Genomic DNA, 25458 nt, shown 5'->3' with positions numbered 1-25458 from the left:
CGCTCGGATTGCCCGAACGGTCGTCACGCTCGCTCCGCGGACGGGCTGCAGCCGAACTGGGACCGGTAGCAGCGGGCAAAATGGGCCGCGCTCGCGAACCCGCAGGCGGTTGCGATCTCACCGATCCGGAGCGGGCTCTGGCGCAGCAGACGCCGTCCATGGGCGAGGCGGATGGCCCTGTACTGGGCCGAGAAGCTCAACCCGAGCTTCTCGAGGAACAGCCGGTCGAGGTGGCGTGGGCTGATGGACGCGAGGCGCGCCATGGCGAGGCGGCCGAGCGGCGCCTCCACCGTCTTCTCCATCGTCTCCAGCACCGTCAGCAGGGCCGGATGGTGAATTCCATAGCGCTCGACCGCGGAGGCCCGCTGCGGGTCGTCGGCGGCGCCGATGGCGGTGTGGAGGAACCAGTCGGAGACGCGGCGGGCGAAGGCCTCACCCATGCGCTCGGCGATCAGGGCGTGGGCCATCTCCAGGGGCGCGACGCCGCCGCCGCAGGTCAGGCGATCGCCGTCGGCGACGTAGCGCGCCCGGTTCAGGCGCGCGTCGGGGAAGGTCTCGACCGTGGCGCCGGCATATTCCCAGTGGAGCGTGAACGCGCGATCGGCCAGAAGGCCCGCCGCGGCCATCAGGTAGGGACCGCCCGAGATGCCGCCGATGCGCACGCCGAGCCGAGCCATCCGCCGCAGGGTCGCGTGGATCTCGGGCCTGTCCCACCCGGTCGGCTCGCCGCCCGCGCAGACGAAGAGGGTATGGAGATGGCCGCGCTGGCGCGGCAGCGCTTCGGTGGGGACCTCCGCGCCCGACGAGGCGGCGACCCGGCCCTCCGCCTCGCCGAAGTAGCGCAGCCGGTAGAGCGGTCTCCCGGCGAGATCGTTGGCCGCGCGGAACGGCTCGCAGCCCGAGGCGAACGACATCAGCGCGAAGCCAGGCACGAGGATGAAGCCGATCTCCTGCGGTGAATCTGCGGTCTCTGCATCCATTCCGCCAGCGCTCTCCGGCCTCACACGGCTCAGCCGTGCAAGAAACCGTCCGTCCTGGTCAAACGCGATGCTTGGCATCCATCATCCTGTGTGTCGTCTTCCCGTGCCGCGCGAGACCGCCTCCGGATGCCTCGACCTGCCGACTTGCCCCCGTTCCGCGCTGCGGCGGCGTCCCGTCCCGGCAGCCTCCAGGAGTGCCGGCCGTGAGCCGCCGCTACGACGTCGCCGTTCTGGGACTCGGCGCGATGGGCAGCGCCGCGCTCTACCAGCTGGCGAAGCGGGGCGCCGCGGTCATCGGGCTCGACCGCTTCGCGCCGCCCCACGCGCTCGGGTCCAGCCACGGCGAGACGCGGATCACCCGGCAGGCGGTCGGTGAGGGCGCCGACTACGTTCCCTTCGTCACCGCCTCGCACCGCATCTGGCGCGAGCTGGAGGCCGAGACCGGCGAGACCCTGCTAAATGCCTGCGGCGCCCTCGTCATGGCACCCGGCCACGGCACTTCGTCCCATCACGGGAAGCCGGATTTCGTCGGACGCTCGATTAGCGCGGCACAGGGGGCCGGCATCGCCCACGAGGTGCTCGACGGTGCGGCGGTGGCCCGCCGGTTCCCGCAATTCCTCAACCTCGCGGGCGACGAGAAGGCTTATTACGAGCCGGGCGGCGGCTACGTGTTCCCGGAGCGCTGCCTCGCGGTGCAGCTCGGCCGCGCGGGGGCCGCGGGCGCCGAGATCCGCACGAACTGCGCGGTGGTCGGGCTGCAGCAGGACGGGAGCGGCGTCCGTATCGACACCGCGGAGGGGACCATCCTGGCCGACCGCGCCGTCGTGGCCGCGGGCGCCTGGACGGCCCCGCTGCTCGGGAGCCCATTCGACCGGCTCCTGACCGTCCGCCGTCAGCTCCTGCATTGGTACGCGCTGGCGGACGAGACCGCCTACGGGCCGCATTCGCCGGTCTTCATCTGGATGTACGGGACGGGCGACACCGAATACCTCTACGGCTTCCCGCCGCTCGACGGGTCCATCAAGGTCGCCACGGAGCAGTACGACACCATTACCAGTGCAGACGGGGTGGAGCGCCGCGTCGACTTGTCCGAATCCGCCGAGATGTACCGGCTGCGCGTCGCGAACCGGGTGGCCGGCGCGACCCCGGAGGTCGTCCAGGCCGCGGCCTGCGTCTACACGGTGACCCCCGACCGCGGCTTCATCATCGACCGGCATCCCGCGATGGACCGGGTCACGGTGGTCTCCGCCTGTTCGGGGCACGGCTTCAAGCACTCGGCCGGCATCGGCGAGGCCGTCGCGGCAGAACTGGCCGGGACCGGCGGCACAGTCGATCTCACGCCCTTCGCCTTGGCACGTTTCAGTTGATGCGCCGGCTAATGGCTCGTGGATTGCTAGAAACCATGCCAAGATCGGTTGACCCGAGCAGGAAAGATCCGATGCGCCTCACGATCCGCACCCTTCTGACGACCGGTGCGCTGGCCGCGCTCGCGGCGTTCTCGGCCGTCGCGCTGCCCGGCCGGGCCACGGCCGCCGACGGCGTCGACGCGATCAAGAAGCGCGGGACGCTGATCGTCGGCGTGAAGGCGGATTACAAGCCGTTCGGCTTCCGCGACCCGAGTGGGACGATTATCGGCCTCGAGCCCGACCTTGCCGCCGACCTCGCCAAGCGCCTGGGCGTGAAGCTCGAACTCGTGCCGGTCGTCTCGGCCAACCGGATCGAGTTCCTGCAGCAGGGCAAGGTCGATCTGCTGATCGCCACCCTCTCGGACAAGCCGGAGCGCCGCCGCGTCGTCCAGGCGATCGACCCGAACTACTATTCCGACTTCGTCAACGTCCTGCTGCCCAAGTCGTCCGGCATCACCGACTGGGCGCAGCTCAAGGGTAAGCCGGTCTGCGCCACCTCGGGGGCTTGGTACAACAAGGACGTCGCGCGGACCTACGGGGCGGAGATCGTCGCCTTCGACGGATCCGAGAAGCCGCTCTTCGCGCTCAAGCAGGGCAACTGCATCGGCTACGTTTACGACCAGAGCATGCTGCAGGGTAAGCTGCTCGACGACGACTGGAAGGCTAACTACGCGCTGCCGCTCAAGGGCATCCTCGACGCCCCGTGGATGATGGCGGTGGCGCAGGGCAACACCACGCTCCAAGCCGCGGTCGAGGACGCCACCAAGGACTGGATGAAGACCGGCTTCATCGTCAACGAGGAGAAGAAGTGGGGCATCGAGCCGACCGCTTACTCGAAGGCGATGTACGAGAAGTACAAGAACGCGACCAACTGATGCGCGCCTGCACGACGAAGCCGGGCGTTCACCCGCGATGATCGCCACGATCCAGGCGTGGTTCCAGCAGCTCTACGAGACCACGGGCTTCAACTTCACAATCTTCTACGATCCCTACGACTGGGACCGGTACGTGGCCGGCCTGCGGATGACGCTAATCCTCGGGATCAGCACCATCCTGGCGAGCCTCGTCATCGGCGCCGTCGGGGCGCTCCTGCAGAGCGGGCCGTCGCGCGTCCTGCGGGCGCTGGTCAACGGCTTCGTGGTGGTGTTCCGCAACACGCCGCCGCTCGTGCAGATCTTCTTCTTCTACTTCGGCCTCGGGACGCTGCTCCCGGACATCCGCTCGGCCGACGGCCTGCGCGCGCCGATCCTCAACAACGTCCAGTGGGCGATCATCTCGCTGTCGCTGTTCGCGGGCGCGTTCAATGTCGAGATCTTCCGCTCCGGCATCGAGGCCGTGCCCCGGACCACGGTCGAGGCCGCCGAGGCCCTGGGCTATACCCGCTTCAAGGCCTACCGGTACGTCGTCCTGCCGCTGGCCCTGCGCGTATGCCTGCCGGCCCTGAACAACAACCTCATCAACCTCCTGAAGACCACCACGTTGGCCTACGCCATCGCGGTCCCGGAGACCCTGTACGCGGTCAAGCAGATCTGGTCCGAGTCGCAGAACGTCCTGGAGATGATGCTGGTGCTGCTGGCGACCTACGCGGTCCTCGTCGGCGTGCTCGTCTGGATCATGCACCGCTGGGAGCGCGCCCTGCGCATCCCGGGATACGGCCGATGAGCGCCCCAGATTCGCAGGGCCGGCGACCGGGGGACCTGCCGGTCCTCCTGCCGTTCGCGCTCCCAAAGGACCGCGCAGCGTCGCGCCTGCGCCCGGCCCATCTCTGGCTGCTCGCCGGGCTCGCCCTCGTCGCCGTCCCGGCCTGGGCGCAGGGTGGGGCCGCCGCGCTGTCGCCGCTGGAGGTCGTGATCAAGTGGGCGCCGCTCCTGCTCACGGGCTTCGCCTTCAACGTCGCGATCTCGCTGATGGCGATGGCGATCGGCACGGTGGCGGGCATCGGGCTCGGGCTGGCCATGCTGGCGGAGGGGCGGATCCTGCCCCGCCTCGCGTGGTGCGCCACGCAGGTCTTCCGCAACGTGCCCTGGCTGGTGCTGCTGTTCTTCGTGATGTTCCTCGTGCCGTTCCAGATCACGGTGTTCGGCCTCCGCGTGCCGCTGCCCGACTGGGTGAAGGCGACCTTCGGCTTCAGCCTGCCGGTCATGGCCAACGTCGCCGAGATCGTCCGCGGCGCGGTGCGCTCGGTGCCGAACACCCAGTGGGAGGCCGCCGAATCCCTGGCCTTCACCCGGCGGCAGACGATGTGGCGCATCATCCTGCCCCAGTGCGCAAAGCGGATGCTGCCGCCCTGGATGAACGTCTATTCGCTGATCGCGATGGCGACGGTGCAGGCGTCGATCGTCGGCGTCACCGAGATGCTGACGCTGACCGCACAGGTGCACGCCGCCGAGGGCGGCCGCCCCGAGCTGTTCGCCCCGCTCTACGGCTTCGCCCTGCTCTGCTTCTTCCTCTACTGCTACCCGATCGACCGGTTCACCGCCGCTCTGGAACGCCGCTTCGAGACCCGCTGAGACCATGATGCGCGCGACCCCGGCCGCCACCCCGTCCCCGAATTGGACGCCCGATCAGCCGATCGTCCGCATCGCCGACGTGCACAAGTCCTTTGGGACGTTCGAGGTGCTGAAGGGGATCAGCTTCGACGTCCGCAAGGGCGAGGTCGTCTGCATCATCGGCCCCTCGGGCTCGGGCAAGTCGACGCTGATCCGCTGCATCAACGCGCTGGTGCCGGTCACCGCGGGCTCGATCGAGGTCGAGGGGATCGACGTCACCGATCCGCGGCTCGACAAGCTGGCGCTGCGCCGCAAGGTCGGCATGGTGTTCCAGCAATACAACCTGTTCCCGCACAAGACCGCGCTGCAGAACGTGATGATGGCTCCCATCCACGTCCTCGGTCAGGAGAAGCGAGAGGTCGAGGCGCGGGCGCGGGCGCTCCTCGCCAAGGTCCGGCTGGCCGGCAAGGAGAACGCCTATCCCGGCGAGCTGTCCGGCGGCCAGCAGCAGCGCGTGGCCATCGCCCGCTCGCTGGCAATGCGGCCGGACGTGATGCTGTTCGACGAGGTCACCGCTGCCCTCGATCCGGAGACGGTCAAAGAGGTGCTGGTGACGATCCGGGAACTCGCCGAGGAGGGCATGACCTGCATGCTCGTCACGCACGAGATGAACTTCGCCCGCGACGTCGCCGACCACATCTACTTCACCGACCGCGGCGTCATCGTCGAGCACGGCCCGCCCGCGACCTTCTTCGCCTCCGCCCAGGACGAGCGCACGCGCCGGTTCCTGTCGCAGGTGCTCTGAGGCCCCCCGGCCCGGACTGGGGCCGCGTCAGCGCGGCCCGGCCTCCTGCGCGACGATGTGGTCGGCGATCGCCCCGGCGGTGGTGAGCCAGATGCCGCCGCGGTGGTCGGCGATGTGCTGGAGCGCCCGCCGCAGGGGCCGCAGCCGGTGCGGTCGTCCGACGATGTAGGGGTGGAGCGCGATGCCCATGACGAGGGGCGCGGCCTGCGCCTGCTCCAACATCTCGTCGAAGGCGTCGACGATGGCGTCCGCGAACTGGCGGCCCGTCTCCTTGCGGGCGACGATGGCGGGGATGTCGTTGAGTTCCTGCGGGTACGGCACCGTCAGGATCCGGCCGCCGTTGCGGGTCGCGAACCACGTGGGCTGATCGTCGTGGTCCCAGTCCAGCAGGTAGCGGTAGCCTGCCTCGGCGAGCAGGTCGGGCGTCACCCGCGACTGCGAGATCCAGGGGCCGAGCCAGCCGGAAGGCGGGCGGCCTTCCTGCGCGGCGATCACCGCCGTCGTCTCGGCGATCAGGGCCCGCTCGGCGGACTCGTCGAGGGTGCCCTGCCGCTCCGCGTTGGTCCGCCCGTGGCCGACGATCTCGTCGCCGCGGGCGCGGAACGCCTCGATCAGCCCGGGGCAGTCCCGGTAGAGGTTACTGTTGACCAGCACGCTCGCGGGCATCGCCAGGGCGTCCAGCATCTCGGCGATCCGCCACGCGCCGACCCGGTTGCCCCAGTCGCGCCACGCGTAGTTGAGCACGTCCGGCTGCGGGCCGCCCGGCGCCAGCTCGGCGCCCAGGCCCTCGCCGAACGCGAAAGTCTCCAGGTTCAGCCCGACATAGACGGCGAGGCGCTTGCCCTCGGGCCAGTCGTAGACCGGCCGGTCCGGGAGCGCGCTGAAGCTGTAGCGGCCGTGGCCCGCATTCGTGTCCATGTGGAGACCCTGTTACGCCGCACCGAGATAGGCCGCTTCCAGCCCCTTGTCCGCCGACAGCGCCGCGGCGGTTCCGCGCGCGACCACCCGGCCCTGCTCCAGCACGTAGCCGCGGTCGGCGACCGTGAGGGCGAGCGCCGCCATCTGGTCGACGATCAGGATGGTGACGCCCTCGTCGCGCAGTTCGGCCACGGTGGCGTAGAGGGCGTTGATCATCGCCGGGGCGAGGCCCAGCGACGGCTCGTCGAGGAGCAGGATGCGCGGATGCGCCATCAACCCGCGGGCGATGGCCAGCATCTGCTGCTCGCCGCCTGAGAGCAGGCCCGCCCGGCTCGCTGCCCGGTCCCGCAGCCGCGGGAACCGGTCGAGCAGGCGCTCGACCTCGGCCGGGTCGATCGGCGTCCCGCGTCCGAAGGCGCCGAGGCGGATGTTCTCGACGACGCTGAGCTCCGGGAAGACCTGTCGGCCCTCCGGCACCAGGACGAGGCCGCTGCGGGCGATCCGGTGCGCGGGCAGCGCCTCGACGCGCCGGTCGTCGAACACGATCGATCCCGCCACCGGGCGCAGCAGTCCCGCCAGAGCCCGCATGGCCGTGGACTTACCGGCGCCGTTGGCGCCCAGCAGGGCGACGGTCTCGCCCGGCCGCACGTCGAGATGGATGCCATCGAGGACGGGCGCGGCGCCGTAGCCGGCCGTCAGGTCGAGGACGGAGAGGACGGCATCCGCCGGCCCCTGCCACGGCGTGCTTCGCGGCCGGGCGGGCGTGTCGGCGCCGCCGAGATAGGCGCGCAGGACGGCCGGGTCGCGCCGGATCTCGGCGGGCGTGCCGCGTGCGATCGGGCGCCCGGCATCCATGACGAGGATGTGGTCGGAGATGCCCATCACCAGCGGCATGTCGTGCTCGACCAGGACGACCGCGACGCCGCTGTCGGCGATCCGGCGGATCAGGCCGGCCAGCCGGTCGGTGTCGGCCCGCGACAGGCCGGCGGCGGGCTCGTCGAGAAGCAGCACCGTGGGGCCGCCGGCGAGCGCCCGGGCGATCTCCACGAGCCGCCGGTCGACATGGGGCAATTCGGCGGCCAAGCGGTCGAGGGCGCCCCGGTAGCCGACGAACGCGAGGAGCGACGCGGCCGTCGCGCGGTCCTGCGCCCGCGCGCGGCGCCACAGCCGGCCCGGCGCGAAGCCGAGGGCGACGTTGTCGACCACCGGGAGCGAGCCGAACAGGCGCGTGGTCTGGTAGGTGCGCGCGATGCCGGCGCGGGCGACGACGTGCGCCGGCCGCCCGGCGAGGTCGCGTCCTCCCAGCCGGATCGCCCCGGCGGTCGGGCGGTAGAAGCCCGAAATCATGTTCAGCACGGTGGTCTTGCCGGCCCCGTTCGGGCCGATCACGCTGGTGACCGCCGCCGGCTGAGCGGTGAGGTCGACCCGCTCCGCAGCCGTTATGCCGCCGAAACGGATGCCGATGCCCTCGAGGACCAGGGGATCGCGCGCCGTCGTGCCGGGCAGCGACACCTCTTCGCTGTCCCCGGCGGCCGGCGCGGCGCGGCCGCGGGGCAGCAGCCGGGCTAGGCTGCCGACCAGCCCCGAGGGCACCAGCCAGAGCACCGCGAGGGTCGCGACCCCGAAGAACAGCAGGCGGTACTCGGCGAGGCCGGACAGCGCCTCCGGCAGCAGCACGGTGACGAGCGCCCCGAGGAGCGGGCCGAGCACCGTGCCGGCACCGCCGACGATCACCGACAGGACGAACAGGATCGACTGCGAGAACGGGAACGAGCTCGGCGCGATGAACAGCATCAGCGGCGGCAGGACAGCCCCCGCGAGGCCGGTCAGGGCCGCGGAGATCGCGAAGGCCAGGGCCTTCACCCGGACCGGATCGAAGCCCAGCGCCGCGGCCGCGACGTCGGCGTCGCGCACGGCGCGCATCGCCCGGCCGAGGCGGCTGCGGGCGAGGAGGTCGAACCCGGCGAGGCTCGCGCCGGCCGCTAGCACCGCCAGCACCGCGAGCCCGGCCGCACTCACCGGCTCGCCGAGGAGCGTCGGCGCGTCCGTGACGACCAAGCCGTTCTGGCCGCCGGTCAGCTCGCCGCCCTCGATCAGGCCGTGCTCGACGATGAAGCCGAAGGCGATCGTCAGCATGGCGAGGTAGGGGCCCTTCACCCGCATCGCCGGCACCGCCACGAGGCCGCCGACGAGCGCCGCGATCAGCGCCGCCGCCGGGAGTGCCAGCCAGAAGCTGACGCCTTGGAGCGTCAGGATCGCGCTCGCGTAGGCGCCGATCGCGTAGAAGCCGGCATGGCCGAACGAGATCAGCCCGGTCAGGCCGAGGAGCACGTTGAGGCCGACCCCCGCCACCGTCGTCAGCGCCACGAGGGCGATCACGAAGTGGCTGTAGCCCGCGGTCAGCGCGACGAGGCCGAGCGCGGCGGCGGTGAGGCCGGCGATGCCAAGCCGCGTCACCGGAGCCGAGCGCAGGTACGGCATCGCGTCAGACCTTGTTGACCGCGGCGCGGCCGAGCAGGCCGTCGGGGCGCAGGGTGAGGGCCAGGATGATCACCGAGAACACCACGAGCTGCGTGTAGGTCGAGCCGAGGGTGGCGGTGACGCCGGCCTCGACGAGGCCGTAGAGCAGCCCCGCCAGGATCACCCCGGTGGCGGAGCCGATGCCGCCGAGGATCGCCACCGCGAAGGCCTTGATGCCGAACAGCGTGCCGAGCTCGGCCGACACCGAGAAGAGCGGCGCGATCAGCAGGCCCGCGATGCCGGCCAGCACCGCCGAGAGCGCGAAGGCGCAGGCCACGGTGCGGCGCACGTCGATCCCCATCAGGCGGGCGGCATCGGCGTTCTGCGCCACGGCGAGGAGGACACGGCCGAGATCGGTCCGGCGGAACACCGTGCGGATCGCGAAGGCCAGGGCGATCCCGACCACCGGGATCACGAGCTGCAACGGGTAGATGCCGGTCCCGAGGATCTCAACGGGTTTCGTCGCCAGCGGCGAGGGCAGGCTGCGCGGCTCCTTGCCGAAGGTGAACAGCACGGTGTTGTCGAGGACGATGCCCCCCGCCACCGTCGCCAGGAGCCACGCATCCGAGCCGCGGGCCACGAACGGACGGACCAGCGCCCGCTCGACCACAAGGCCGAACAGGGCGCAGCCGGCGAGCGCCAGGACGATCGCGGCCGGCATCGGCCAGCCGAGGGTGACGCCGAGCGCGTAGGCCAGGACCGCGCCCAGGGTGACGACGCTGCCTTGCGCGAAGTTCACGGTCCCCGACACCGCGTAGGTGACGTGGAAGCCGAGCGCCACGAGCCCGTACATGCTGCCGAGGCCGAGGCCGCTGACGAGGATGGAGGTCAGCATCGCGGGGCTCAGTTGGTCACCGCGACGATCTCACCGTCCTTGAAGCGGGTGAACACGTAGTCGTTCGGGCCGAGTGCGTCGTGCTGGCCGGGGGCGAAGGGCTTGTCGTAGGTTTTGATCAGACCCGGATAGGTGCCGATCTTGTAGAAGCCGTCGCGGACCTTCGGGCCCTCGGTGGAACCCGCGGCCTCGATGGCGAGCGCCAGCAAGTGCGTGGCGTCGTAGGCGTTGGCGATGCCGACGGCGGGGGTGACGTCGGCCATCGACTTGATCGCCGGGTACTTGGCCTTGAGCGCGTCCAGCACCGTATTCGCCTTCGGCGACGTGTTGCCCGCGAAGGTGAAGGTCTGGATGAAGTGGACCTTGGCGGCGCTCGGGCCGGCGAGCTCGTCGAAGCGGCCGCCCGCCGGCCCCCAATGCGAGACGACCGGCACCGACCAGCCCATCCGGTCGAGGGACTTCACCACCTGGGCCGAGGGACCGACATTGCCGACGAGGAACAGCGCGTCGGCCCCGGCCTCCTTCAGCCTGGACAGCTGGGGCACCATGTCGACGTCGTTGGCTTCGTACTTCTCGATGCCCGCCGCCGGGAGGTTGGCCGCCTGCAGGGCGTCCTTGAGGCCCTTCTGGTTCGACTCGCCCCAGGCGTTGTTGACGAGGATCATGCCGGGCTTCTTCGCCCCGTAGGTCTTCACCGCGTAGGCGACCAGCGCCTCGTCGACGAGGGCGTCGACCGCCGAGACGCGGAAGGCGTAATTGTCGGCGGCACCGTTGCGGGTGATGCCGGTGCCGGCCGCCCAGGGGCCGATGAACGGCACCTTCATCTGGTTGGCGATGGGCACGATCGCCATCGAGACCGGCGTGTCGAGGCCGCCGACCACCGCGACGACGCCGACCCGCTGGATCAGCTCGCGGGTCGCCAGCACGCCCTTGGACGGGTTGGCCTCGTCGTCGCGGGCCACGAGCTCGAGGGGCCGTCCGAGCACCCCGCCCTTGGCGTTGATCTCGTCGATGGCGAGCCCGATCCCGCGGGAGATGGCCTCGCCGGATTTCGCGGACTGGCCGCTCAGGGCCGTCACGAGGCCGATCTTGACGGTGTCGGCCGCCTGCGCGGTCGAGACCGCGAGGCCGAGCAGCGCGCTCGTCGTCACCGCGAAGCGGCGCAGGGTCGGGGGCAGGAAGGAGGCCATGGCGTGTCTCCGGGGGCGGGTCGCCCCAGAAGACCGCAACCTCCATGCCAGCGAGATTCCGGTGCTCGGCCGCTCCCGGCGCCGCGTGCGTGCACCTTAGGAGGCATAATGTGCTCAATCGCGTGTCAAAGTGCATACACTTCCTGCATGCACGGACCGGCCTTTTGCGGCACGTTAGGGCCGACAGGAGGCCTGCCATGACCGATGTGACCCACAGCGCGGCGACCGCGCGCGACGCCGCCAACGTCACCGCCTATCTCGAGGCCTCGATGGTCCCGGATCCCGAGACGGCCGCCCGCTACATGGCGCCGGGCACCCGGATCGTGTTCACCGGCGCGCGGGTCTTCAACCATCCGTCCGAGGTCACGGCCTTCAATGCCGGGCGCTACGCCTGGGTGAAGAAGCGGATGGAGCGGCTGGACGTGGTCCCGGGCGACGGCGTCACGACGGTCTACAGCCTCGGGACGCTCTACGGCGCCTGGCCGGACGGCACGCCCTTCGAGGGCAACCGCTACGTCGACCGCTTCACCGTGCGCGACGGCCTGATCGTCGGGATGGAGGTCTGGAACGACAGCGCAGAGCGTCTGCTGACGAAGCACGGCCTCACGGCCTGACGCCGAAGGCTCAGGCTCCGCCGCCCGCGACGTAGGGCGCCAGCAGGCGTCCGAGATCGCGCTCGCGCGGGGTCGGGGGCACGATGCGCGCCCGCTCGGCGACCGCATCGAGGTGGTGGTCCATGAGCGCGGCGGCGCGTTCGGCATCACCCGCGACCAGGGCGGCGACGATGTCGCGGTGCTCGCTCACGGCGCAGTCCGAGGAATGCGGCCGGCTGTAGAGGGACAGGATCAGGGCGCAGCGATAGCCGAGTTCGGCGACGTACCGGGTCAGCACGGCGCTGCCGGTCATCTCGGCGAGCATCAGATGGAATTCGGTCGCGAGCCGGATCGAGAGCGCCTCGGGCCCGCCCCGGGCGGCCTCCTCGCGGGCGATCTGATCCAGCAGAATCTGACGCTGCTCGGGGCTGAGCTGTCCGGCGAGGCGGCGCACCACGAGCCGCTCCAGGCCGAGGCGCACGTCGAAGGTGTCACGCGCCTCCTCCCAACTCGGCGTCGCCACGACGGCGATACGATTGCGGCGGAGGTCGACCAGGCCTTCCCCGGCCAGCCGCAACAGGGCCTGCCGGGCGATGGTGCGGCTCACGCCGAACCGTTCGCCGAGGGCATCCTCGGGCAGGCGGTCGCCGGGGGCCAGCGCCCGTTCCACGATGGCCCGGCGCAGGGCTTGGCAGATGGCGCCCACGCGATCGCCTTCGTCGGCCGCCTTCATCGATGCCGTCCGCGGCCGATCGCCGATACCTCTGCGCATTGGTGCGTCATGGTCCATTCTCGGTCGCGAGACGCTTCGATGCGTTCGGAGACGTATCGCGGCAGGGTCTTTGCCGATGGAGACCTTCAGGTGCAACGGTCACGCCAGCGCCACCGGATCGATGGCAGCGGGACCGCGGTGGGCTGCGCCGAACGCGGAGGGGATCCGGGCGGAGCGGGTCGTCCGGCGCTCATGTCCGATCCCGCAGGCGGCGCCCGCCCGCCGGCGGCCCGGATCGAGCCGCGAACGATCACGGAGCGGCAGGGGCGGGCCGCCGGCGGGCGGGTCGACGGCGAAGCCCGGGGCGTTCCGATTCGTCCCCGGATATGCCCCCTCGGCACGCGCCATGTTCGACGAGCCTGACCGCCCATCGAGGTCCGCGCAACGACAGTCCGCGTCGCAACCGGCGAGGAGCCGCGGGAATGCCGCTCGGAGGCCCGAACATTGTCTGGAAGTCATCCGTCATCGGTCCAGCCGTCCCGGTGCAACCCGTGCGATCGGTCACACGATCGCGATAGATCGACCCGGCCAGAACGTTATTCGACATAAATTTCTATTTCATGGCTGGTCCTTTTCGTCCCTGTAATTTGATAACGGCCGATTTTTGCAGACGACGCCATAGCCGATATCTGGACCGTATCTTAAGGATCCCCGCATAAACACACGACGAGAAGGTCGCGGCGACGTCGGTTTCGCCGATTCAGCTCAGCCATTTAACCTGTGCGCAGATCCGCGAAGAGGCGGGACGGGTCTCCGCGCGGGCGGCACAGGCGGTTGGGCCGCAGGATGAAAAGCGCCGCAGCGACCAAGTCGCCACGACAGTCGGTGCGGTCATCGTCCTGCCGGCCCTTCTCTTCATCGATGGCGACAACCATCAGACCGCCGAACTCACGCGCCGCAAGGGAGCGGTGAAGGCATTGGAGCAGGCCTCCAGGCTGCTTGGTCAGGCACGCCGACCAAACGCAGGCCGGCGCAATCCTGCGCGCCGCGGCTCAGAGGACAACTCGTAGACGACGATAGATCTTCCTGTTCGTCTTTGAGTAACATTTCTGCGGTATAGAACCGTTAAGGATGCCGAGATCGGGACGCGCGCGAATTTCCAAGTGTTGCCGGCGAGCTACATCTTCCCGATCGCGCGCCTGATACGTCGAGACCAGCAGACGCTGCTAACGGAACCAACACGGACATGACCAAGATCCTGGCCTCTCTGGCTGCATTCACCGCTCTCACGGCCGCGGCGTCCGCCGCCGACCTGCCGCGCCGCGCTGCGCCGCCGCCGGTGTTCACGCCGGTGCCGGTGTTCACCTGGACCGGCTTCTACGTCGGTGTGAACGCCGGCTACGGCTTCGACGCCAACAGCCGCAACACCACCAGCTACGCCCTGCCGGGCGGCTCGCTGATCAACTCCCCCGGCACCTCGGGCGTCGTCAGCGTCAACAACCGCAACAACAACGACGGCTTCTCGGGCGGCGCCCAGATCGGCTACAACTACCAGTTCACGCCGGGCTCGGGCGTGGTGATCGGCTTCGAGGCCGACGCCCAGTACGTCGACTTCGCCCGCCGCGCCAACGCCACCCAGAACTACAGCTTCCTGGGCTTCCCCGGCGTCGCCTTCTCCAACCCGCCCGCCTTCGTCGCCACCAGCGGCAACGGCCTCGACTACTTCGGCACCGTCCGCGGCCGCCTCGGCTACGCCTTCGACCGCACCCTCGTGTACGGCACCGGCGGCTTCGCCTACGGATCCGGCCAGGACGACCAGAACTTCTCCGGCAACCGCTTCCGCGACAGCTTCCGCACCGGCTGGGCCGCCGGCGGCGGCGTCGAGTACGCCCTGCCCACCGACTCCTTCCTGAACTTCTTCCGCTCCTCGGCCGTCACCCTGAAGGTCGAAGGCCTGTACGTCAGCCTCGACCGCCAGAAGAACTCCGCCGGCGGCGTCTTCTACGGCAACCTCCTGCCCCCGAACGGCACCGCCTACCTCAACGGCGCCGCCGCCAAGACCGAGTTCGCCGTCGTCCGCGCCGGCCTGAACTACAAGTTCGGCTCGTACTAAGCCGAGCGTGACTCGAGGGGCCATCGCCCCTCGCGGAGACTTGGCATGGGACTGGTCCTCTGCATGCCGGTCGCCGCGGGATGGCGATGCCCCTCGCTCGACCCTTGCATCCCAGCCCGATCAACCTGGTCGCGAGGTCGACAAAACCCCGGGAGCATTCCGCTCCCGGGGTTTCCGCATGTGTGGGGCCGCCCGAAACCGTTGCGCCCACACCTGAGCATTCCGCTCGCGATGTCGGGCGCTTGTCGGTGCTTCTGGAAGGGATTTCACGCGGACCTCAGGCTTCGCGCCTGCGCTGATTGATGCCGCCCGAAGCGCCACGGGAGCGCCTGGCTTTCGGAATTTCCATCGCCCTGAACCGCGCCCCTGTCATCCGGGCGGGCGGACCTCGCGGCGGGACGGGGTGATCCCGCGCCGATACGCGAGGGCCGACGGCTTGCATGCCAGCGCGCGAGGGCGCGATATGATCGGCCACGACGGCGGAGCGGGACAATCGCGGGATGGCGGATTTCCGCAGCTTGGAAGTGTTTTACTGGGTTGCGAAACTCTCCAGCTTTCGCCGCGCCAGCGAGAAGGTGAACACGACCCAGCCGGCCGTCTCCCAGCGCATCGCGGCCCTGGAGCATGAATACGGCACGCTGTTCGAGCGCCGAAGCCGGGACGTCGCCCTGACGGAGCGGGGGCGTCTCCTCCTGGGTTTCGCGGAGCGATTCCTGGCTCTGCAGGACGAGATGAGCGTGGCCCTTCACGAGACCGGACGCACGCGGGGCACCCTGCGGCTCGGCGTGTCCGAGACGATCGTCCATCTGTGGCTGTCGCGCTTCATCGAGCGCATGCGCGCCGCCCATCCCGGGATCGGCGTCGACATCACCGTGGACATCTCGCCGAACATGCAGGCCGCCCTCGTCGCCGACGAGATCGATCTGGCACTCCTCGTGGGTCCGATCACCCTGCCGAGCTTCGTCAACCGTGCCCTGTTCAGCACCCCTGTCGCGTGGATCGCCGCGCCGGGCCTGCTGCCGGGCGACGCGCCCCTGAGCCTCGGCGCGCTCTTGCACCATCCGCTCATCACCTACCCGCGCAACACCAGCCCCTATGTCGAACTGCGCGACCTCGTCCTGCAGGAGAACCTCCTGCCGAGCCAGATCCACACCAGCGCCTCGCTCGCCACCATCGTGAAGATGGGCATCGAGGGCCTCGGGATCTGCGTGATCCCGCCGGCGGTGGTCGAGGCCGAGATCCGCGCGGGCACCCTCCGCGTCCTGCCGGCCGAGCCGCTGCTCTCGAATCTGACCTTCACGGCGATGCACATGAAGCGGCCAGCCCACCATTTCGTGGCGGATGCGGCCCGCCTCGCCCAGGACGTGGCCGAAACCTGGGCCGCCGGCCGATAAGACTGGTTTATCGCGCCTCATTCGCAATCACGATTGGCGTGCCCTGCGGCGCGATGGGATCGTTGCTGCAGGACATGAATCGCTGAAGCGATCGGGATCTTGCGGAATCCGGGCTGCCGACGATGCCGGCCCGGCGCTCGACAACCAGCCAGGGAGATCATCGCGGTGAGCCAGCACCTGGGCGCCGACGGCGCAGCACCTGTCTTCGCCGATGCGGCGGAAGCGCGGCGCGCGATTCGCGCGGGTCGGTTCCGGGGTCACACCTCGGGTCTCGTCCCCGCCCACGCGCAGGGCAACCTGATGATCCTGCCGCGGGCCATGGCGGAGGATTTCCACCGCTTCTGCCAGCAGAACCCGAAGCCCTGCCCGATCCTCGGCGTCTCGCAGCCCGGCGCCCGCACGCTTCCGACGCTCGGCAGCGATCTCGACCTTGCCACCGACGTTTCCGGCTATCGCGTCTACGAGGGCGGCGAACTCGTGGCGGAGCTGCCCGACCTGACCGGCGTGTGGCGGGACGACCTCGTCACCTTCGTCCTCGGCTGCTCCTTCTCGTTCGAGGCCGGCCTGATCGCGGCGGGCATCCCGCTCCGCCACGTCGCCCTCGGCCGCAACGTCGCGATGTACCGGACCTCGATCGCCACACGGCCCTCGGGTCCGTTCCACGGCCCCCTGGTGGTCTCCATGCGGCCGATGAAGGCGGCGGACGCCATCAAGGCCGTGCAGGTCACGGCCCGGATGCCGGCGGTCCACGGAGCGCCGATCCATCTCGGCGACCCGAGCCTGATCGGTATCCGCGACCTCGCGCGGCCGGATTTCGGCGATCCGGTCCCGATCGAGCCCGACGAGCTCCCGGTCTTCTGGGCCTGTGGAGTCACCCCCCAGGCGGTGGCGATGGCGGCGCGGCTGCCGCTCTGCATCACCCACGCGCCCGGTCACATGCTGATCACCGACCTCCTCAACCGCGACCTGCCGTTCCTGTGACCCTCCCGGCCGCATGACGGCCTGTCCGCCAAGGAGTTGCGCCATGTGGGTGAAAGACACGAGTCCGGCGGAGCGCCGGGTGCTGGGCGCGGCCTTCGCGGGCTACGGCGTCGATGCGTTCGACTACATGGTCTATACCTTCCTGATCCCGACGCTGGTCGTGGTCTGGGGCCTGACCAAGGTCGAGGCCGGCAACATCGCCACCGCCGCGCTGGTAACCTCGGCCATCGGCGGCTGGGCGGCCGGGATCCTGGCGGACCGCTACGGCCGGGTGGTCGTCCTGCAGGCCACCGTCGCGTGGTTCACCCTGTTCACGGTGCTCAGCGGCTTCACGCACTCCTACGAGCAACTGCTCGTCACCCGCGCGCTCCAGGGCTTCGGCTTCGGCGGCGAGTGGTCGGTGGGCTCCGTGCTGATCGCCGAGACGATCCAGGCCCGCTATCGCGGCAAGGCGGTGGGCCTCGTCCAGTCGAGCTGGGCGGTCGGCTGGGCCTGCGCGGCGATCGCCTTCTGGGCCGTGTTCGCCCTCGCGGAGCCCGCCGTGGCGTGGCGGATCCTGTTCTGGCTCGGCGCCCTCCCCTCGGTGCTGATCTTCTGGATCCGCCGCAACATCGAGGATCCGGAAGTCTACCGGCAGACGCGCGCCGCCATGCGCGACGTCGGCGATACCGGCAGCTTCCTCGACATCTTCTCCCGGCCGCTGATCGGCCGGACCGTGCTGGCGAGCCTGCTGGCGACCGGCATGCAGGGCGGCTACTACGCGGTGACCACGTGGCTCCCGACCTACCTGAAGACCGAGCGCAACCTCTCGGTCCTGAACACCAGCGGCTACCTGCTGATGCTGATCTTCGGATCGTTCGTCGGGTATTTGACCAGCGCGTGGCTCTCCGACCGCATCGGGCGCCGCCTGGGCTTCATTCTGTTCGGCTTCTGCGCCGGTCTCCTCGTCCTGGCCTACACGCTGATTCCGATCACCGACCCGGTGATGCTGGTCCTCGGCTTCCCCCTCGGCTTCTTCCTCTCCGGCGTCTTCTCCGGGATGGGCGCCTTCCTGAGCGAGCTGTTCCCGAGCCGGATCCGCGGCTCCGCGCAGGGCTTCTGCTACAATTTCGGCCGCGCCACGGGCGCGATCTGCCCGGCCGTGGTGGGCCATCTCAGCGGCTCGCTGACACTCGGCATCGCCATCGGCGTCGTGGCGGCGGGCGCCTATTGCCTCGTGATCGTCGCGGCGCTTCTGTTGCCCGAGACGGCGGGCCGCGCGCTCGATTCTTGCAGCGCGGATCCGAGCGAGCCGGAGCCCGTTGCGGCCCTATGAGACCCGATCGGCACGCGGAGCGGCGGCGATGACCAGCGTGGACCTGAATTCCGACCTCGGCGAGGGCTACGGCGCCTATGCCTGCGGCGACGACGCGGCGATCCTCGGGATCGTCACCTCGGCCAACGTCGCCTGCGGCCTCCATGCCGGCGACCCCGAGATCATGGCCCGGACCTTCGCGCTGGCGAAGGCGCGCGGCGTCGCGGTCGGCGCCCATCCGGGCTTCCCCGACCTCTGGGGCTTCGGGCGGCGGCGGATGCCGTTCAGCCCGGACGAGATCGAGCGGCTCGTCGCCTACCAGATTGGCGCCGCCCAGGCGCTGGCCGCCTATGCCGGCCACCGCATCACCTACGTCAAGGCGCACGGGGCGCTGGCCAACGTCGCCGCCGAGGAGCGGCCGGTGGCCGACGCGATCGCCCGGGCCGTCCGTGCCGTGGACCGCGACCTCGCGCTGCTCGCCATCGCGCTCACCGCCCAGGTGCCGGCGGGCGAGGCCTGCGGCCTCGATGTGCATCAGGAGATCTTCGCCGATCGCGGTTACACGCCGACCGGGCTCCTGATCCCGCGCAGCCAGCCCGGCGCGATGATCACCGATGCCGGCGAGGCGGCCGACCGGGTCCTGCGCATGGTCGAGGCGGGCGCGATCCTCACGGCGGACGGCCGGACGCTGCCGACGCCGATCCGCTCGATCTGCGTCCACGGCGATTCCGCCCACGCCGTCGCCACGGCCCGCGCGGTGCGGACCCGACTGGAGGGCGCGGGCGTCACGCTGGCGCCGTTCCGGCCGTGAGCGCGGTCGCGGAGCCCCGGCTTCTCGACGCCGGCGAGGCGGCCCTCGTGGTCGAGTTCGGCAGCACGGTCGACCCGGCGATCAGCGACCGGGTCCTGGCGCTGGACGACGCCCTCGGGGCGGATCCGCCCGAGGGGCTGCGGGAGCGCGTGCCGACCTACCGCTCCCTGATGCTGCACTATGATCCGCTGGTGCTCGACCGCGCGACGCTCGCCGAACGGGTCCGGGCGCTGGTGTCGGGCGCGACCGCGCGCGCGTCCAGTCCGACCCTGTGGACCCTGCCCTGCTGCTACGCTTCTCCGCATGGCGAGGACATCGCGCAGGTCGCCGAGCGCAGCGGGCTGTCGCCGGAGGCGGTGGTGTCGACCCATTCCGCCACGACGTTCCGGGTCTACATGTACGGCTTCGCGCCGGGCTTCGCCTATCTCGGCGGCCTGCCGGAGGCCCTGGCGGTGCCCCGGCGCGCGAGCCCGCGGCCGCCGCATCCGCGCAACGCCGTCATGATCGGCGGGGGTCTCGCCGCCGTGGCGACCGTGCCGATGCCGACCGGCTGGTACGTGCTCGGCGCGACGCCGGCCCGTCTCTACGCGCCCGAGCGCGACCCGAGCTTCTTCGTCGCCGCGGGTGACCAGATCCGCTTCGAACCGGTGGATTCCGCGACCTTCGACGCCCTGACAGCCCGGGAGGCGGCAGGCGAGCCGGTGGCCCGGCGCGGGGAGCCCCACTGATGCTCGCCCTCGTCATCGAGTCCGCCGGACCCGGCGTAACCCTGCAGGACGGGGGCCGGCACGGCTACCTGCGCTACGGCATCACGGCCGCGGGTCCCATGGACCCGCTGATGCACGCCGCCGCCAACCGGGCGGCATCGAACGCCCTCGACGCCACCGCCGTCGAGATCTCCACCGGCGGCGTCACCGTCTCGGCGGAGGACGGAACCGTCGGGATCGTCCTGCTCGCGCCGGGTTTCCGCGTCGCGCTGGACGGGGTGCCGTTGCCCGATACGGTCGCGCTCACCCTGGAACCCGGCCAGAGGCTCGTCGTGCGGGCCGGCGATGCGGGCGCCTGGGGCTATCTGGCGGTCGCTGGGCGGCTCGACGTGGCGCCGGTCCTCGGATCGGCGGCGACCCATACTCGCTCGGGGCTCGGCGGCCTCGACGGGCGCGGCCTCGCTGCGGGCGACCGCCTGCCCGTCGCCGAGGGCCGGACCCTGGACGGGGCGCCGCAGCGGCTCGTCGCCCCCTGGCTCGACCGCGACGGCCGGGTGATCCGGGTGGTGCTGGGCCCGCAGGACGATTACTTCGCCCCCGACCAGATCGAGGCCTTCCTGGCGGGTCCCTGGACGGTCTCGCCGCGGGGCGACCGGATGGCCTGCTTCGTCGACGGCACGCCGCTCAAGCACGCCAAGGGGCACGACATCGTCTCCGACGGCGTCGCCATGGGGGCGATCCAGGTCCCCGGCAACGGCCTGCCGATCATCCTGATGGCCGATCGGCAATCCACCGGCGGCTACCCGAAGATCGCCACGGTCATCGGACCGGATCTCGGGCGGCTGGCGCAGGTCCGGGGCGGGGCGCGCCTGTCGTTCCGGCGCGTGTCGGTGGAGGAGGCGGTCGCGGCGCGGCGCGCCGAGCGCGATCTCCTGCGCGAGGCGGTGCCCCGCGAGCCGGTCATCCGCACGGATTTTGCGTCGGACTTCTTGCTCGGCCTCAACCTCGTCGGTGGGGTCACCGACGGCCGCAGCTGAGCGCAGATCGGCTGCGCTCAGGGACGCAAGTAGATAGAGTGCGGCACCGGCCGAGTCCCCGGCCCGATCCCGAGAAACAGGAAAGCCCGCACGCATGGCGCACGCCGTTACCGCCCCGGGAAGCCCGCCCGCCCGCAGCAACGAGCCCCTGAACGCCGACAGCGTGCGTCGCGCCCGGATCGACCTCGCCGCCTGCCTGCGCTGGGCCGCCCGGAACGGTCTGGAAGAGGGGATCTGCAACCACTTCTCGGCGGTGCTGCCGGAGCGGCCCGACCTGTTCCTGGTCAATCCCTACGGCCTCGCCTTCGCGGAGGTCACCGCGTCGAGCCTTCTGCTCTGCGACTTCCACGGCAACGTCGTCGAGGGCGAAGGTCAGCCCGAGGCCACCGCCTTCCACATCCATGCCGAGCTGCACCGGCTGAAGCCCCGCGCCCGGGCGGCGTTCCACACCCACATGCCCTATTCGACGGCCCTCGCCATGCTGGAGGGCGAGCCGCTGCTATGGGCGGGCCAGACGGCCCTGCGCTTCTACGGCCGGATCGCCGTGGACGAGGATTACAACGGGCTGGCGCTCGACGCGTCCGAGGGCCGGCGGATCGCCGAGAGCGCCGGCGAGGCGGACGTGGTGTTCCTGAAGAACCACGGCGTGATGGTGCTGGGCGAGACCATCGCGGAGGCCTGGGACGATCTCTACTATCTGGAGCGCGCCGCGCAGGCGCAGGTCCTGGCCATGAGCACGGGGCGCACGCTCAAGACCGTGCCCGAGGCGATCGTCAGGCACGTGGCGGCCCAGGAGGCGGCGGGACGCGCCGAGAGTGCGCGGCTGCACTTGGAGAGCGTCAAGCGGGTGCTGGCCCGGGACGAGCCCGCCTACCTGGCGTAGACGCCACTCAGGGCGTCGCCCGGATCCGGTCCAGCAGCGTGGCGTCGGCATAGCCGTCCGCCGGCAATCCGATCGACCCCTGGAAGGCGCGCAGTGCCGCCCGCGTCTTGGGGCCGATCTTGCCGTCGACCCCGCCGGTGGCGAAGCCGCGCTCCGTGAGCCGGGTCTGCAGATCGCGCCGCTCGTCGGCCGTGAGCGGCCGGTCGCCCCGCGGCCAGTCGTGCACCAGGCCCGGGTCGCCGCTCAGGCGATCCGACAGGAGCGCGACGGTGAGCGCGTAGGCCAGGGTCGTGTTGTAGCGCAGGATCACCGCGAAGTTCGGCTGCAGCAAGAAGGCGGGGCCGCGGATTCCGGCGGGCAGGATCAGGGTCGCCTCGGCCTCGTCCGGCATCGCGCGGTCACGCGCAGGCTTCACGCCGAGCGCCCGCCATGCCGCGATGGTGCGGACCGTCGTCTCGTCGGCGAGGGCCGCATCGAAATTCTCGGGCAGCGCCGCCTCGGCGCCCCAGCTTTCTCCGGGCTTCCAGCCGTGGGTGATGAGGTAATGAGCCGTCGACGCGAGCGCATCCGGCACCGAGGTCCAGATGTCGCGACGTCCGTCGCCGTCGAAATCCACCGCCTCGCGCTGGTAGACGCTGGGCATGAACTGCGTGTGCCCCATGGCGCCGGCCCAAGATCCGGTGAGCCCCGCTTGCATCCGATCGAGGGGCGCCTGGTTCCAGGCCAGGATCTGGAGCGCTGCCGTCAGTTCGTCGCGCCAGTAGGTGGCGCGATTGGGATCGCTGCAGCCGAGCGTCGCCAGCGAGCGGACGACCGGCTTCACCACCGCCGGATTGTCCAGCACGGCGCCGTAGCTCGATTCCACGCCCCAGAACGCCACCAGGATGTGGCGGTCGACCCCGTACCGGGCCTCGATGGCCGCGAGCGTGTCGGCGTGCTCGGCGAGCTTGCGCTGACCGGCCTCGATGCGGGCCGGCGTGACGCTGGCCTCGATGTAGTCCCAGATCGGCCGGACGAACTCCCCCTGGCTCTGCGTTGCGGCGAGCACGTCCGGATCGGGCGTCAGGGTGGCGAGCTGCGCCTCGGCGAGGCTCTGCGGCACGGCCCGCGCCGTGACCCAGGCGATCAGATCGGCCCGGCAGGTCTCGAAGGGCTGGGGCGTGGCCGGCGGGAATTGGTCCGGCCCCGCGGCGGCGAGCGTCGGCGCCACCAGACCGATCAGAAGTGAGGCTCCGGTCGTCAGGACCGTCCGCAGGGGGCCGCTCCAGGTCGCGGGCCGCATCGGCGCAGCGCGATCGTCCATGGGCATCTCCGGTGATCCAGATGCGCGCGACGTAGCACACCGAGCCCGCGACGGCACCTTCAGCGGGGACTCGCCGTGACGGCGGCTCCGCCCCAAGTCGCGTCATGACAGTCCGAACGCCAGGAGACCGAACCGTGCAACGTGCTTATCTCACGGCGATCGGTACGGCCCTTCTGGCCGCCGGACCAGCCAGTGCCCTGGAAGTCACCCGCAGCCGCGACATCCCGGCCCCGCCGGCTGCCGTCTGGGCCCTGATCGGCGATTTCTGCGCGATCCAGAACTGGCACCCGCAGGTTCAGCGCTGCATCCTGTCGGGCGAGGACGACGACGACGGCATCCGCGCGCAGATCCGCGGCCTCGTCGTCAAGGGCGGCCTGGGCACGATCGCGGAAGTCGAGACCGCGCGCGACGAGACCGGCATGAGCTACAGCTACAGCTTCATCCAGGGCCCCCTGCCGGTGCGCGCCTACAACGCGACACTGGCGGTCCGCCCCAACGGTGAAGGGTCCACGGTGATCTGGAGCGCGACCTTCGACGCCGAGGGTATGAGCGACGCCGACGCGGTCGCCGACATCACCGGCGTGTTCGACGCCGGGCTTGCCGGGATCGCCCGGGAGACGGCCAGATAGGCGCCGGCCGAATCAGTCCGCCGCGCCAAACATCGCCTGGCCGGAGCCGCGGCGGTGCCGGGCACTGTTATGTGCGGCGGCGGCGCGACCGAGCGCCCGGCTCGATTCCCAGAGACAGCCCCAGGAGGGCGAGACCCGCATGCGCCGTCACCGCCACGCCAAGATCGTCGCAACCGTCGGTCCCGCCAGCTCCACGCCGGACCAGCTCCGCGCCCTGTTCCTCGCCGGCGTCGACACGTTCCGGTTGAACTTCAGCCACGGCGTCCAGGCGGATCACGCCAAGGTCCACGCGGCGATCCGCGACCTGGAGAAGGAGGTGGGCCGGCCGATCGGCATCCTGCAGGATCTCCAGGGACCGAAGATCCGGATCGGCACGCTTCAGGGCGGCCGGCTCGATCTTCAGGCCGGGGAGACGGTGCGCTTCGTCCTCGAGGGCGCCGACGGTGACAAGCAGGCGATCCCGCTGCACCACCCGGAGATTTTCGACGCCGTCGTGCCGGGCCAGGAACTCCTCATCGACGACGGGCGGGTGCGGGTGCGGGTCACAGGGCCCGAGCGGACTTCCATCACCGCCGAGGTGATCACCGGCGGACCGATCTCGAACCGCAAGGGCGTGAACCTGCCGGGCACCCTGCTGGACCTCTCGCCGCTGACCGAGAAGGACCGGGCCGACCTCGCCTTCGGGCTGGATCTCGGCGTCGACTGGGTCGCCCTGTCCTTCGTCCAGAAGCCCTCCGACGTGATCGAGGCGCGGGGCATCATCGGCGACCGCGCCGGCATCATGTCGAAGATCGAGAAGCCGCAGGCGCTGGACCGGATCGACGACATCATCCGGCTCTCCGATGCCGTGATGGTCGCCCGCGGCGATCTCGGCGTCGAGATCCCGCACGAGGACGTGCCGGCGCGGCAGAAGGAGCTGATCCGGGCCTGCCGGCTGGCCGTGAAGCCCGTGGTCGTGGCGACCCAGATGCTCGACTCCATGGTCAACGCCCCGGCGCCGACCCGGGCCGAGGCGTCGGACGTCGCCACCGCCATCTATGACGGCGCCGACGCGGTGATGCTCTCGGCGGAATCGGCGACCGGCCGCTACCCGGTCGAGGCGGTGGCGATGATGGACCGGATCATCCGCAGCGTGGAGGGGCACAAGCTCTATCACTCGATCATCGCGGCCTCGGAGCCGGGCGAGGAGGAGACGCCGCCGCACGCGGTGGCGACCGCCACGGCCGATCTCGCCGAGGCCGTGCGCGCCGCCGCGATCGTCGCCTACACGGCGAGCGGGACCACGGCGGCACGGGTGGCGCGCAAGCGTCCGGCCGCTGCGATCCTGGCCTTGACCCCGAACGTCGCAACCTCGCGGCGGTTGAGCCTGCTCTGGGGTGCGCACAGCGTCCTGACGGAGGATGTCGACAGCTACGAGGAAATGACCACGAAGGCCCGCCACCATGCGCAGGACGAGGGCTTCGCCAAGCCGAACGACATCATCGTGGTCACCGCCGGCATCCCGTTCCATTCGGCCGGCAACACCAACAACATCCGCCTGATGCAGATCTGAGCCGGCCGATCGGGAGCGTGATCTGGAACGCGGCCCACATCTCACCCGTTGATAGGAAGCTGCGCCATTTGGGCGCGATAACGGAGGGCCGAGCCATGAACCTGATCGGACGCATCGTCACCAAGATCCTCGGCAACGAGAACCGTCCCGTGTACCGCGACGACCGGAACGCCAGCTCGGCGACCCCGCTCGGCCGCCTCGTGACGAAGATCCTGGGCAAATAAGAGGTCGGCAGGACCGGGCCTGCGCCGGCAATCCAACTCCGGGACCTGACATCGTCCACCGCGCGCCCTGCCGGGCGCGCGG

24 protein-coding genes are annotated in these 25458 nt (G+C 70.7%); 17 read left to right on the top strand and 7 right to left on the bottom strand.

Translation table 11 applies throughout. The features are described 5' to 3' along the window. Window positions 1-23: 23 nt before the first annotated feature. Window positions 24-980: a GlxA family transcriptional regulator gene (locus PQI07_RS15505; RefSeq protein WP_274926907.1), complete on the bottom strand. Its 957-nt coding sequence runs from the start codon at window positions 978-980 to the stop codon at window positions 24-26. A 203-nt stretch (window positions 981-1183) separates the two neighbouring features. Between PQI07_RS15505 and solA the strand changes: the two genes are divergently transcribed. From solA to PQI07_RS15480, 5 genes are all read left to right on the top strand, one after another. Then, complete coding sequence (solA, locus tag PQI07_RS15500) at window positions 1184-2347, top strand: N-methyl-L-tryptophan oxidase (protein WP_274926906.1); 1164 nt, start codon at window positions 1184-1186, stop codon at window positions 2345-2347. Between the two features lie 71 nt (window positions 2348-2418). Next, entirely contained in the window at window positions 2419-3261 is an 843-nt protein-coding gene (locus PQI07_RS15495; protein ID WP_043348808.1) for a transporter substrate-binding domain-containing protein, read from the top strand. A gap of 37 nt (window positions 3262-3298) precedes the next feature. Then, window positions 3299-4048, top strand: coding sequence for an amino acid ABC transporter permease (locus PQI07_RS15490; RefSeq protein ID WP_179696997.1), 750 nt, complete (start codon window positions 3299-3301; stop codon window positions 4046-4048). Continuing rightward, window positions 4045-4896, top strand: coding sequence for an amino acid ABC transporter permease (locus PQI07_RS15485; protein WP_043389208.1), 852 nt, complete (start codon window positions 4045-4047; stop codon window positions 4894-4896). The genes PQI07_RS15490 and PQI07_RS15485 overlap by 4 nt, the downstream gene beginning before the upstream one ends. A gap of 4 nt (window positions 4897-4900) precedes the next feature. Next, window positions 4901-5680 (top strand): amino acid ABC transporter ATP-binding protein, encoded by a 780-nt coding sequence (locus tag PQI07_RS15480; RefSeq protein WP_274926905.1) that lies wholly within the window; start codon window positions 4901-4903, stop codon window positions 5678-5680. Between the two features lie 27 nt (window positions 5681-5707). On the opposite strand, the gene PQI07_RS15475 is transcribed toward PQI07_RS15480, so the two are convergent. Genes PQI07_RS15475 through PQI07_RS15460 form a run of 4 tightly spaced genes read right to left on the bottom strand, consistent with a single transcriptional unit; the run spans window position 5708 to window position 11143 of the window. After that, the gene (locus tag PQI07_RS15475; protein WP_274926904.1) at window positions 5708-6598 is read right to left on the bottom strand and encodes a polysaccharide deacetylase family protein; all 891 of its coding nucleotides are present in this window, start codon (window positions 6596-6598) and stop codon (window positions 5708-5710) included. A 12-nt stretch (window positions 6599-6610) separates the two neighbouring features. Then, entirely contained in the window at window positions 6611-9079 is a 2469-nt protein-coding gene (locus PQI07_RS15470) for a branched-chain amino acid ABC transporter ATP-binding protein/permease (RefSeq protein WP_274926903.1), read from the bottom strand. A 4-nt stretch (window positions 9080-9083) separates the two neighbouring features. Then, window positions 9084-9953: a branched-chain amino acid ABC transporter permease gene (locus PQI07_RS15465; protein WP_043348786.1), complete on the bottom strand. Its 870-nt coding sequence runs from the start codon at window positions 9951-9953 to the stop codon at window positions 9084-9086. Window positions 9954-9961: 8 nt separating this feature from the next. Continuing rightward, on the bottom strand, window positions 9962-11143 hold the full coding sequence (locus PQI07_RS15460; protein ID WP_043758721.1) for an ABC transporter substrate-binding protein: 1182 nt from the start codon (window positions 11141-11143) through the stop codon (window positions 9962-9964). Window positions 11144-11340: 197 nt separating this feature from the next. Between PQI07_RS15460 and PQI07_RS15455 the strand changes: the two genes are divergently transcribed. Beyond that, window positions 11341-11757, top strand: a complete 417-nt coding sequence (locus PQI07_RS15455) for a nuclear transport factor 2 family protein (protein WP_043389197.1) — start codon at window positions 11341-11343, stop codon at window positions 11755-11757. A 10-nt stretch (window positions 11758-11767) separates the two neighbouring features. Here PQI07_RS15455 and PQI07_RS15450 read toward each other — a convergent pair whose 3' ends face one another. Next, complete coding sequence (locus PQI07_RS15450) at window positions 11768-12469, bottom strand: GntR family transcriptional regulator (protein WP_043389194.1); 702 nt, start codon at window positions 12467-12469, stop codon at window positions 11768-11770. 1225 nt (window positions 12470-13694) lie between these two features. Here PQI07_RS15450 and PQI07_RS15445 point away from each other — a divergent pair. From PQI07_RS15445 to PQI07_RS15410, 8 genes are all read left to right on the top strand, one after another. Beyond that, window positions 13695-14561, top strand: a complete 867-nt coding sequence (locus PQI07_RS15445) for an outer membrane protein (RefSeq protein ID WP_043758726.1) — start codon at window positions 13695-13697, stop codon at window positions 14559-14561. 500 nt (window positions 14562-15061) lie between these two features. Beyond that, the gene (locus tag PQI07_RS15440) at window positions 15062-15955 is read left to right on the top strand and encodes a LysR family transcriptional regulator (protein ID WP_043348775.1); all 894 of its coding nucleotides are present in this window, start codon (window positions 15062-15064) and stop codon (window positions 15953-15955) included. A 159-nt stretch (window positions 15956-16114) separates the two neighbouring features. Next, a complete protein-coding gene (locus tag PQI07_RS15435; RefSeq protein WP_446720979.1) occupies window positions 16115-16936 on the top strand; it encodes a putative hydro-lyase in 822 nt (273 codons plus the stop codon). Between the two features lie 43 nt (window positions 16937-16979). Then, a complete protein-coding gene (locus tag PQI07_RS15430) occupies window positions 16980-18251 on the top strand; it encodes an MFS transporter (RefSeq protein WP_053609469.1) in 1272 nt (423 codons plus the stop codon). Window positions 18252-18279: 28 nt separating this feature from the next. After that, window positions 18280-19041, top strand: coding sequence for a 5-oxoprolinase subunit PxpA (locus PQI07_RS15425; RefSeq protein WP_182591765.1), 762 nt, complete (start codon window positions 18280-18282; stop codon window positions 19039-19041). After that, window positions 19038-19769, top strand: a complete 732-nt coding sequence (locus PQI07_RS15420) for a 5-oxoprolinase subunit B family protein (protein WP_043354799.1) — start codon at window positions 19038-19040, stop codon at window positions 19767-19769. The genes PQI07_RS15425 and PQI07_RS15420 overlap by 4 nt, the downstream gene beginning before the upstream one ends. Beyond that, window positions 19769-20785, top strand: a complete 1017-nt coding sequence (locus PQI07_RS15415) for a 5-oxoprolinase subunit C family protein (RefSeq protein ID WP_043382899.1) — start codon at window positions 19769-19771, stop codon at window positions 20783-20785. The genes PQI07_RS15420 and PQI07_RS15415 overlap by 1 nt, the downstream gene beginning before the upstream one ends. 94 nt (window positions 20786-20879) lie before the next feature. Continuing rightward, on the top strand, window positions 20880-21668 hold the full coding sequence (locus tag PQI07_RS15410; RefSeq protein ID WP_179697005.1) for an aldolase: 789 nt from the start codon (window positions 20880-20882) through the stop codon (window positions 21666-21668). Between the two features lie 7 nt (window positions 21669-21675). Here the strand turns inward: PQI07_RS15410 and PQI07_RS15405 are convergent, their stop codons facing one another. After that, window positions 21676-22971, bottom strand: a complete 1296-nt coding sequence (locus PQI07_RS15405) for a lytic murein transglycosylase (protein ID WP_274926901.1) — start codon at window positions 22969-22971, stop codon at window positions 21676-21678. Between the two features lie 134 nt (window positions 22972-23105). Here PQI07_RS15405 and PQI07_RS15400 point away from each other — a divergent pair, with 134 nt between their 5' ends. The 3 genes from PQI07_RS15400 to PQI07_RS15390 all read left to right on the top strand — a co-directional run bounded on the left by PQI07_RS15400 (window position 23106) and on the right by PQI07_RS15390 (window position 25376). Further along, window positions 23106-23600 carry an SRPBCC family protein gene (locus PQI07_RS15400; RefSeq protein WP_182591770.1) on the top strand — a complete coding sequence of 165 codons (495 nt, stop codon included), beginning with the start codon at window positions 23106-23108 and terminating at the stop codon, window positions 23598-23600. Between the two features lie 139 nt (window positions 23601-23739). After that, on the top strand, window positions 23740-25152 hold the full coding sequence (gene pyk, locus PQI07_RS15395) for a pyruvate kinase (RefSeq protein ID WP_043382905.1): 1413 nt from the start codon (window positions 23740-23742) through the stop codon (window positions 25150-25152). 95 nt (window positions 25153-25247) lie between these two features. Next, window positions 25248-25376, top strand: a complete 129-nt coding sequence (locus tag PQI07_RS15390; protein ID WP_043354815.1) for a hypothetical protein — start codon at window positions 25248-25250, stop codon at window positions 25374-25376. Window positions 25377-25458: the final 82 nt, after the last annotated feature.

It is taken from the genome of Methylobacterium sp. 092160098-2 (genome assembly GCF_028920805.1).
GTDB classification, from domain to species: Bacteria; Pseudomonadota; Alphaproteobacteria; order Rhizobiales; family Beijerinckiaceae; genus Methylobacterium; species Methylobacterium fujisawaense.
The sequence above is the reverse complement of the archived record's forward strand: the minus strand, read 5'-3'. Positions and strand labels throughout refer to the sequence as shown.